12 protein-coding genes are annotated in these 9366 nt (G+C 43.9%); 6 read left to right on the top strand and 6 right to left on the bottom strand.

The genetic code is table 11. The annotated features are described in order from the left end of the window. The first annotated feature begins 150 nt into the window (after positions 1–150). Positions 151–1053 carry a sulfotransferase gene (locus tag IQ260_RS21765; RefSeq protein WP_228016333.1) on the top strand — a complete coding sequence of 301 codons (903 nt, stop codon included), beginning with the start codon at positions 151–153 and terminating at the stop codon, positions 1051–1053. 158 nt (positions 1054–1211) lie between these two features. Here IQ260_RS21765 and IQ260_RS21760 read toward each other — a convergent pair whose 3' ends face one another. The 3 genes from IQ260_RS21760 to IQ260_RS21750 all read right to left on the bottom strand — a co-directional run bounded on the left by IQ260_RS21760 (position 1212) and on the right by IQ260_RS21750 (position 3157). Next, positions 1212–1634, bottom strand: coding sequence for a DUF1499 domain-containing protein (locus IQ260_RS21760; protein ID WP_193995190.1), 423 nt, complete (start codon positions 1632–1634; stop codon positions 1212–1214). 121 nt (positions 1635–1755) lie between these two features. Next, positions 1756–2061 (bottom strand): hypothetical protein, encoded by a 306-nt coding sequence (locus IQ260_RS21755; protein WP_193995189.1) that lies wholly within the window; start codon positions 2059–2061, stop codon positions 1756–1758. Between the two features lie 187 nt (positions 2062–2248). Then, positions 2249–3157: a hypothetical protein gene (locus tag IQ260_RS21750; protein WP_193995188.1), complete on the bottom strand. Its 909-nt coding sequence runs from the start codon at positions 3155–3157 to the stop codon at positions 2249–2251. Between the two features lie 541 nt (positions 3158–3698). Here IQ260_RS21750 and IQ260_RS21745 point away from each other — a divergent pair. Then, positions 3699–4379: a hypothetical protein gene (locus IQ260_RS21745; RefSeq protein ID WP_193995187.1), complete on the top strand. Its 681-nt coding sequence runs from the start codon at positions 3699–3701 to the stop codon at positions 4377–4379. A 4-nt stretch (positions 4380–4383) separates the two neighbouring features. Here IQ260_RS21745 and IQ260_RS21740 read toward each other — a convergent pair whose 3' ends face one another. From IQ260_RS21740 to IQ260_RS21730, 3 genes are all read right to left on the bottom strand, one after another. Beyond that, entirely contained in the window at positions 4384–4728 is a 345-nt protein-coding gene (locus IQ260_RS21740; RefSeq protein WP_193995186.1) for a DUF5615 family PIN-like protein, read from the bottom strand. A 2-nt stretch (positions 4729–4730) separates the two neighbouring features. Further along, positions 4731–5060 carry a DUF433 domain-containing protein gene (locus IQ260_RS21735; protein WP_228016332.1) on the bottom strand — a complete coding sequence of 110 codons (330 nt, stop codon included), beginning with the start codon at positions 5058–5060 and terminating at the stop codon, positions 4731–4733. Positions 5061–5146: 86 nt separating this feature from the next. Next, on the bottom strand, positions 5147–5527 hold the full coding sequence (locus tag IQ260_RS21730; RefSeq protein WP_193995185.1) for a hypothetical protein: 381 nt from the start codon (positions 5525–5527) through the stop codon (positions 5147–5149). A 178-nt stretch (positions 5528–5705) separates the two neighbouring features. Here IQ260_RS21730 and IQ260_RS21725 point away from each other — a divergent pair, with 178 nt between their 5' ends. The 4 genes from IQ260_RS21725 to IQ260_RS21710 all read left to right on the top strand — a co-directional run bounded on the left by IQ260_RS21725 (position 5706) and on the right by IQ260_RS21710 (position 9331). Beyond that, on the top strand, positions 5706–5927 hold the full coding sequence (locus tag IQ260_RS21725) for a helix-turn-helix transcriptional regulator (protein WP_193995184.1): 222 nt from the start codon (positions 5706–5708) through the stop codon (positions 5925–5927). 170 nt (positions 5928–6097) lie between these two features. Then, complete coding sequence (locus tag IQ260_RS21720; RefSeq protein ID WP_193995183.1) at positions 6098–7597, top strand: hypothetical protein; 1500 nt, start codon at positions 6098–6100, stop codon at positions 7595–7597. 88 nt (positions 7598–7685) lie between these two features. Next, positions 7686–8870, top strand: coding sequence for a caspase family protein (locus IQ260_RS21715; protein WP_193995182.1), 1185 nt, complete (start codon positions 7686–7688; stop codon positions 8868–8870). Between the two features lie 23 nt (positions 8871–8893). After that, entirely contained in the window at positions 8894–9331 is a 438-nt protein-coding gene (locus IQ260_RS21710) for an effector-associated domain EAD1-containing protein (RefSeq protein ID WP_193995181.1), read from the top strand. The last annotated feature ends 35 nt before the right edge of the window (positions 9332–9366 follow it).

Raw genomic sequence — 9366 nt, 5'->3', positions numbered from 1 at the left:
ATATAGAGTTTGCTGGAAGTTTATTAAAGAATATTATAACTACGTATTGCCATACTTGTAAATTACAACAGGCTTTTTTAAAACGGTACGGAGAACAAATGTCCTACCTGTTTCTCCAAAGTCTGCCGATAAATATCAGAGGTGGCTACTATGATTTTTAGAGGCATCGGTACCTCAAGCATTACAATTAGAGTGCCTGAGAGGGTTCGCCTATTCCTTAACTACTCGATTCCAGGATTCTGGAAGAGAACCAAACAGGTTTTCTTTGACTGCTATACCTACGGGTTATTAAAGCCCTATTTTCAATATAGACTGGGCTCTCGCGGCTATTCGCTACGGTACCTATTTGTGCTTGCTCCAATGCGCTCAGGATCTTCACTACTAGTACATTTACTCAATAGCAATCCCGAAATTGAGGGTTATGGTGAAAGCCATGTCTCTTATAAAAGTCATCAAGATTTAGAAAAACTGCTCTACAGAACTGTTGTTATTCAGAAGTCTTTTGACTTTAAGAATGCTTATTACGTCATGGATAAGGTGGTGAGAAACCATGATTTTTCCAACAACATTTTACTTGATGAGGATGTCAAGTTTATCTTTTTGCTACGAGATCCGGCTGCGTCATTTAGAAGTGCAGCCAAACTAGGGCAGACCCATTCTGAACTCAGCCAGCATCAGAAGTTTAATAACTGGTTTAAATACTACCAAAGCCGTCTAGGCTTTTTGCAAAACCTGGCAGTACGAATCAATGACCCAAAGCGCTGTTTATTAGTACATTACGAGGATTTACTGAATCGAACAGATAGTTCTCTGCAGGAACTCCAGCTATTTTTGAGTACTTCAACCGCTTTTTCTGAAAAGTACAAAATCTCACAAAATACCGGGCGATTTAGATATGGAGATCCATCAGATACCCTGAAGCAAGGCAAGATTCTACGACAGACGGGCGTGGTCTCGGAAAAAGCGGTCTTTAAGCTAGAAGAGAAAACTCAGGCTTATAAAGCCTATCAAGACTGCGTGGATAGGCTAAAAGAGTATGCTCAAACTGTTTAAATTTTCACTTGCAGTCTATCTCAATAATAGACTGACTATCTTAAGTTTAGTCTATTGTTGAGATAAAATAGTCTTGAAATAGTTTTGTGGTGGTTTCAGTGCAATGCTCTACTGGGTGTGGACCGCTATGTGGAAGGCACGTAAACCACCCGACAACGCTAGGTCGCTGCGTTGCTGGCTGCTTGAAATTGTTCTCGAATGGTGTCAATGCGTTTGCGATTGACACCTAGGTCTGATTTGCCTAAGCGAGCAGCTGCACGGACATGAATAAGCCCCGGCGCTCCGGCATAAAATTCTAGATCGTCTACAAAACCCATGAGCTTACTGGCGAATTCAGCGTAGAGGTAGTCGTCAGTAACTTCATTGATTTGGGAGCGTTCCATGCCCTCAATGATAGTTTTTAGAGTTGCGATCGCATCGGCAGGTGCTTTACTACTGGCAATCGGTTCGATAAAGTGCTCTTTATCGCTGGCATCCGCCTGAGAGCAGACACAGTTTGGCGTACTAGGACAGGCCAAAAGCTGACCCTGCTTAACACCCAGATTATCGGGACGCTTACCTGAGAATGAAAATAAAGACATAGCACACCCTTTAGAAAACTATACGAGGCCGCAGCCCATATCAGAGTAGATCAGTATCTTAATGATATCCTCTGGTTCAGCCATGCCACTTCAAACGTTAGTATCTCAGACCGTTAGCATCTCAGACATTGAGGGCGTCGATTTCAGTGAGAAGGGCCTTGGCAAATGTTTCAACATTATTCAGCAGATCCATCTCGCCCAGGGCTTGCCATTCAGCGGGGGTGTATTGGCCATCATCACCAATGATTTCCTGAACCCAATGGGCCAAGTTACCAGGGTTTTGCAAGAGGTCTTGGGTTTTACCCCTGACATCGCCGTCTACTTTTGCGGCCAGGCAAACTTTGAGCAGCTGACCGAGACAGGTTTCTGGTGTGGTGGATAGTAAAACTGCGATCGCAGTGGCGACGGCTTCTTGATTGGGCGACATTAGTATGAATCCGATAAGGTGATGGTGCAGGCAGCAGAGCCCATTGTCTTCTGGTTGTCTTCTGGACGTGTATCCCGCCCACTCTATGTTCTATGGCTAATGGTATAAAGCAGGAAAACACGACTTTGTATCTTGCATTGAAGGCTAGAGGGGGGTGTAGAGATGAAAACTGAAAGCCCTACCCATGCTATCCCTGGGAAACTTTTTCGCGTTGAAATATCTGGTAGAGCTGATAGGGTTTCAGGCTATAGCTGCTGCCACTCTCTAACATTAACCATTGACGCTGATCTTGATGATTGATGAACTGGATGAAAAATTTAGCAGTGCTGACTCGACTACCGCCCTTGGTGGCAAAATTTGTGATTCGGTTGCGTGGCAAAAATAAACAGTTCTTCTTTTGCTCAAATACGGACAGCTGGCGGCCCACTACGTTTTGCCCATCAATGACTAGACCATAGATATGAGCACCTGCTTTTTTCTTACGAAGAAACTCGGCCATGACCTGAAGCATTCTTACTGTGTAGATTCCCATAATCGGGGGTGGAATACACACGATTAGAACCATGAGCATGAACAAGACCCTAGGCCAGGTGTTCCAGGCCCACATTAAAGGAAAATCACTAAAAATCCCCAGAAAGGGTACCGTTGACCACATGAAGAGGACTGGCATAGTTATTAGCACCATGCAAACAATGTCTTTCTCAGGAAAAAACTTTAGTTTTTTGATGCGGTTTGGGCCAATGGTAAAAAGGTCTTGATAGCGTTGGGGTAGCTGTTTAAAAGTGCATTTGCCAATGACTCCCTCGCTGATACGTTCCGAATTGCGGCTTTCAGTAAGACACCATTTGGCATAGTATTGCGCTTCTAGATAAGCATCATCATCAACGGCTCGCTTGGGTAAATTAGCACTGTCTTCCCCAAGGTCAATGAGGATATCTTGAATAACAGCCCATGCCGTCTCCAGCTCTACAGTGGCGGTCTGGCAGTAAAGCAGCATGGCATCTGCTCGGTTGTCTTCGCACAGGAGATCAACAATTTTGTCTAATCTCTCCTGAGGAATATCCTTGACATTCACAGGGCCTCCCAAACGTTTCATGTTGATGGCAATACTTTAATTTGTATCTGGGCTTGATGCCAACCTGGTGAATACAGTTTGGTTTCTACCCAGTCTTGGTGTATGAAATATAGGTTTTTGTTTGCTCAAAGCCCACTGATTTATAGAGTTGTTGGGCCTGGTTTGGGTTTTCCGCATCGACACCCAGCAGGGCAATATCCATCCCAGTCGGCTTGATAGGTGAGCCGTTGGATTTGGTGACGTCGATTTTCTATCGGGCGAGGGTGGAATTGCCCATGGTCAATAAACGTTTGGTTAAACATGTCCACCCAGGGTTCTACGTCGGTAAAGTCCTAATTTTCTGAATAGTTGATCCTATATAGCTTTAGTGAACAGTCGCTTTTGGTATCAAAGATTTGTGGTTTGGCTTATGAATCTAGCTGGGTGTGTCGATTAAGATTACATGAGCCTAGTGCGGATTGCGTGGTTTTCTGCCTGATAGATCTTAGGTTAAGAGAAGGTTAATGCCAGGATACGTTTAGTTTTAATTTTCCTGGCGATCTCAGTAAAAACACGTAATTTCATGCCTAGTCAGCTCAAACATGCTCAGACCTCCGCCCTAACCAGTTATCAGAACAGGATATTACTAACGGGCTGTGGATTGTTAGTTACCCTGATGGTGATAGTACGCTACTTTAGTCCGATTCCTATCCGTCACCTGACTCGCGATCCGCTTGTTTTGGCAGAGAAGCCGTTTTATTTTGGTTTTCTTTCAAATGTGGGGATTTTGATGTGGTGCTTTAGTGCTGCTATTTGTCTGTTTAGCAGCTTGCTGCTGTTTATGACCCAAGGTAAACGAGAGTCTGTGCTTTTTTTGGGGGTCTTTGGCATGCTGAGCCTATGGCTGATGCTCGATGACCTGCTGATGATTCATGAGGTGCTTGACGAGACATGGCACCTGATTCCAGAAAAAGTCACATTTGCGGTTTATGGATTATCAGTTGTAGCTAGCCTGTGCCGGTTTCGTAAGCCTCTACTGAGAATACAGCCATGGCTATTGGGACTGAGTTTATTTTTCTTTGCGATATCGATTGGGTTCGATGTGATTGTGCCGCAGGACTGGATTACGGGCGACGATGATGGATATTTGCTGGAGGATGGCTTTAAGCTATTAGCCATCTTTGTGTGGTTGGTCTATTTTTGTCGAGCGGCCCTGGAGCAGGTTTTAGGGGTGGTAGGCGTACCGGTTAGATTGAAGTCTTGAGTCTTCAATCTTTGCCAGGTCGATTAACGCGGATGAGTTTTCCGGCCAGTGTAGATTCCTTCGAAATAGCTTTGTGAACTCGATTAGCCAATCTCTCTCGGTTAAAATCTTCTGTACAAACAACAATGCCAGCATGATCTGAACTCTGTCGATGGAGGCGAATAAAATCAGCTCGATTGATGGTTAATACAGCCCGATTTTGATCGGTCGCATAAGTTAGCACCTGATCGTCTGGAATCCTTTGGTTGGCCTGACCCGCTTCCTGAACCGTCAAGACATCATGATCCAACTGTGTTAGTTTTTCGCTGACCTTTTTGGGAAAACCTTCGTCTGAGTAGAGTCGAGCCATTATCATGCCGCCGCCTGTCGCTGAATAGCGGCAGCAATCTCATCAACATGGGTATCTGCATAGAGCCACGCATTTGCCAGATCAGTCGCCGTTAAATCTGGATAATCCTCAAGCAAGTAGGCTTCTGTCGCCCCCTGATCACGCAAACTCACCAGCAACCAAACTGGAATTCGAGTTTGACGAACACAAGCATCACCTCCCATCACACCGGATGTTTTTTTAATACCAGGCCACCTGTCACTGAGGCTGGCCACTAACAGGTTTATTGCCTGGGCTTTTTCATCGACAGATAGGGCTAATAATTGAGATTGAAGTTGCTGGAGCGTCATCATGATTCTGCCTTTGCCTGGTACAGAGTTTCAGTGACCCTATTCTATTCGATCCCTAGTAAGGGCTCACTGTTTGCGAGCCCTTACAGTTAGCTGGATTGACCGCTTATAAATTCTCGTTGGGTGTATCGTAAAATGTCGCCAGGATCGGGACAAATAATCAGACCGTCTTCAGAGAGTTGAACTGGCTGACTCCAGACAATGCGCTCAAAGTAACCAAGCAGATGCAGCCGGTCAATGACGTGCTGAGTTTCTACCAGGTAATGACGCAGGCGGCGGCGGTGGGGCTGCATGGGGATATTTTCGGTATCAAAGGCCATTAGGAAAGGGCTTTGGGGGATGAGGGATTGCAATGTCGCCAGGTGCTGTTCGGCCTCGGTGCGGCGTTGAAATCGGGCTACGGTAAGGTTCTGACAATTGGGCAGGCGGCGGTAGACCACCCACGGACGTGGTGAGTCGTAGAGTTGCATGATGGTGTAGCAGTAAAATTAGGACGGGATACAGAAAGATAGCTCGCCCCTTAACTGACAAGGGCGAGAGGTTTTTGGATATCCGTATAGACACATTGTCTAGACAAGCAATTGTTTTGTCAAGGTGTCTAGACAGATTGTCATATTCGGTATGGTTTAGCAGGTTAGCAGTAACTAGATGGACTCATCGCCCCTTAAAAAACTTCGAGAAGAGTTGAATATGTCCCAGGAAGGGTTTGCGCGGCATATTGGTACTTCTGGTCGAACCATTAGCCGCTGGGAAAGAGGCGATAGTGTTCCTTCATTTACGATTCCTCAAATGAAGGCGTTGGACGAGTTGCTGAGAGCCCATGGTAAAACTTTGCAGGATTTGCCCGATAGTTTTGCGACCGAGTTATGAGTTGCGTTGTGAGTTGCAAAGTTGCATGATCATAGTACTTGGTTAATACGTCAATATGAGTGCATTCCTATTTTGCAATAAGCATAAATGCTCAGAACTGAATACCTTCTAAATCAAAGGTTACGTAGGTATACTTAAACCGCTCAACTAAACTTCTCAAAAAATAGTTAATGCTCCCAGCTATTCAAAAGTTTGTTCTAACTAGTTTAATAACGGTGAGTACGCTGATTGTGGGAAGTTCTAAATCATTAGCAGTAGTGTCAGTGACTCCTGAGACTCTCAATATATCTGAAAGGTATGGACGCCAGGAATCGCGCTTTTTGCTGCTTCAGGCTGATGAAGTTGTTGAAAATTTAGAGATTATTTCTCTAGATTTGGAGCGTACGGATGGGCAGCAGATCCTACCTGCAACAGCTATTCAGACTCAAATACCTGCAACACAACTTCAAGCGAATGAAGTTGTAAAAGTCCCTCTACAGGTTGATCTTGCCAAAGCAACTAATCATGGGCAGTTTCAGGGCATGCTACTTGTTAAATATGAAGGCGGTCAACATTTAATCCCGCTGACAGTAAATGTGCAAGCTCGACCCTGGTGGCCTGCCGTAATTCTGCTGGTAGGGGTATTAATAGGCACAAGTCTATCGGATTATAGAAGTCAAGGCCTAAATCGGGATGAATTAACTTTGGCAGTAGGTAAGCTACGCACCCAAGTCAGAATTGATCAGTCCCTTGCTGCTGATCAATCTATTCCAGAAGTGTTTACTCGTCGCATTCAGACTTACTTAGTCGATGTTGAAGTTAGTTTGGCAAACCAGGATTGGTCTAAAGCAAAGGCTCAGTTGACAATGGCTCAGGGTGTTTGGAATGCCTGGAAAAGGGAGTCCGAAAACTGGCTGGCTGAGCTGGATTACTACCAAACCTTGAAAATGGAAGTTGAAAGTATTGGTGAGGGAATTTTTTACGGTAAAGCACTCCAAGCTAATCTTAGGGATCTCTATCGTCAAATCCCTGATTCTAAGCAATCTTCCAGACTCCAAGAGAAACTTAACAGTATTCGCCAGCAGGTTGATCGATTTCATCAAGGAGAGGCCAGAATTAAACTTCTGAGTCAGAGTGAAGGTCAATTTAGTAATCCCGCAGAAAAATCGAAGTGGAAGTTGGCAATCCAGAATTTGCGGCAAAAACTACATGCACTGGAGCCAACTTCCAAGGAAGCATTTGACAACTGGTTAGATGAAACCCAAACAGTTGAAAAAGATTTGGTAGATACATCCCAATCCTTAGATCTTAGTGCTCAAGAAATAATGAAGGCACGGACGTTTCAAGAGGTAGGAGCAGCGAAGATGCCACCACCACCGACTACAAACCCTCCCTCTTTACCGAAACTTGCAAAAATAGCCCAGTGGCGGCTTCGAATTTTTAACTACAGCAGCCGCGGTGTTGCAATTATCTTTCTATCATGGGCTGGGTTTTCTGAGTTGTATGTAAACCAGCCAACGTTTGGTAACCAACCTTTGAGTGATTACTTTGCTCTTTTGGCTTGGGGTTTTGGAGCAGAAGTAACCAGAGAATCCGTTTCCAAGGTACTCAAAAATTTAGGTGTGTCAGGAGATAATGATACGACGGGTAGTAATGATTCAACTGACGGTGAAGAAGCCGTTATTTCCTAAAGGGCTTGTTTTTCACTTTTGTAAATACATTTGGAAAGATATGTTGATTGGTTGATTAATATTTTATGTGGAGCATCAGATTTGAGCTGTGACTGATCCTATTAAAAATCGCTGGGCTTTTCTGGTTGGTATTAATGAATATGATGATCCAGGGTATGGTGAACTTGAGTTTTGTGTTGATGATGTGAAGACTCTAGGGCAGCTCTTATCGACGGACCTGGGTTTTGAAAAAGTCGTTTCTATCTATGACAATCCTCCGGTGCCTCGTTATAAGCCGACACGGAGCGCTGTTAAAACTGAACTCCAGCTCATTTGTGATTTGGTTGGGCCGGATGATTTACTGCTAGTACATTTTGCATGTCATGGCATTCAGGTAGACAACCAGCCTTGTTTGGTTACCTCTGAGGTGCGGTCCTACAACCCAAAAGATGATGTGTTGCCAGTAGCCGAGGTGGAAACGCTAATGCGAGGCAGTGGTGCAAGGTGCAAGGTTTTGTTGTTAGATGCTTGCCATACTGGTGTTGATATGGGGCGGGATTTGGCAGATCCAGAGTTTATTCGTCATGTATATGAGCAGGCAGAGGGGTTTGCGCTTATTGCAGCTAGCACAGCTCAGCAGAAAGCCTATGAAATTGCTGGTCATGGCGTATTTACCCACTATTTACTAAATGCTTTGAGTGGAAAAGCGGATGGTTACCCAGAGCAAATATACAGGAAAGGATTTGTCTCAGTTCAGGATGTTCAAGCCTATGTTCTGAACAATATTAAGCGTTGGAACCAAGGAACTGGGCAGGTGCAAACGCCAACGGCTCGAACAGAAGGTTTTGGGGATATAGTTTTAGCCTATTACCCAGAGCAGATACAGACTCCATTAGCAGAGATGAGTTCTGTAGATAAGACGGTAGGAACTCTAACAGCAAGAGAACGAGTTCAACCACAATTATCTTTATCTTCTACACCTGGCGGCAGAAAGCAACAATCAAAACTAGTTGTGCCTGCCGAATTGAGTGTTGAAGAATGGGGTGCTTTAGTGAAGGCTTTGCAGTCGGCATTTCTGGATAAAGAATCCTTAGGATCAATGGTAAGACGAGCTTTGAAAATAAGACTCGAAGAGATATCTCAATCTGCTTCGACTTACCCAAAAACGGTGGAAAGTGTGGTTGATTGGGCACAGGCATATGGAAAGTTACAAGAACTTATAGAAGGAGCCCTTAAGAGAAATCCAAGTAATCCCAGGTTAAAGACTTTAGCTAAGTCTTGGGGCTTGCCCTAAGTATTTTGAATATTTAAAGGGATATGGAGCAAATTGATCTAGAAAATAAACTAGCAGATGCATTGGAATCTGCTTTTTACAATCAGGAAACGCTAGGCTCTATGATTAGGAGAGCTATTAAAACTGATCTGGGTAAAATTAAACAAGATGCATCTTCCATTGCTATAACTGCCGAAGAAGTTACTAAGTATGCTTTTGCAAATGGAAAAGTGATTTTGTTATTGATAGGTGCTTCTAAAGAGAATTCTGGCAATAGTAAACTAAAGCATTATATTCGGAATAACTTTCAACAGCTCTTGAAAGTTTTTTATGAGGATTTCAGTATAGATTTTAATGAAAAAATCAATGAAGATTTTCTAAGTTTGTTAGTGGAAGCCCTACTAAAGGCTTCTGAAAATAAAGGATTTCAAAATGATATTTTAGTGACTTGTAAAGTTAGTGTCACTAATTTTTCGCCATAGCTTGGTATCGTCTCAAATAGTTCAAAGTAGGGATT

The sequence above is a fragment of the Leptolyngbya cf. ectocarpi LEGE 11479 genome (assembly GCF_015207065.1).
In the GTDB taxonomy this organism is placed as follows: domain Bacteria; phylum Cyanobacteriota; class Cyanobacteriia; order Phormidesmidales; family Phormidesmidaceae; genus Leptothoe; species Leptothoe ectocarpi.
The sequence above is the reverse complement of the archived record's forward strand: the minus strand, read 5'-3'. Positions and strand labels throughout refer to the sequence as shown.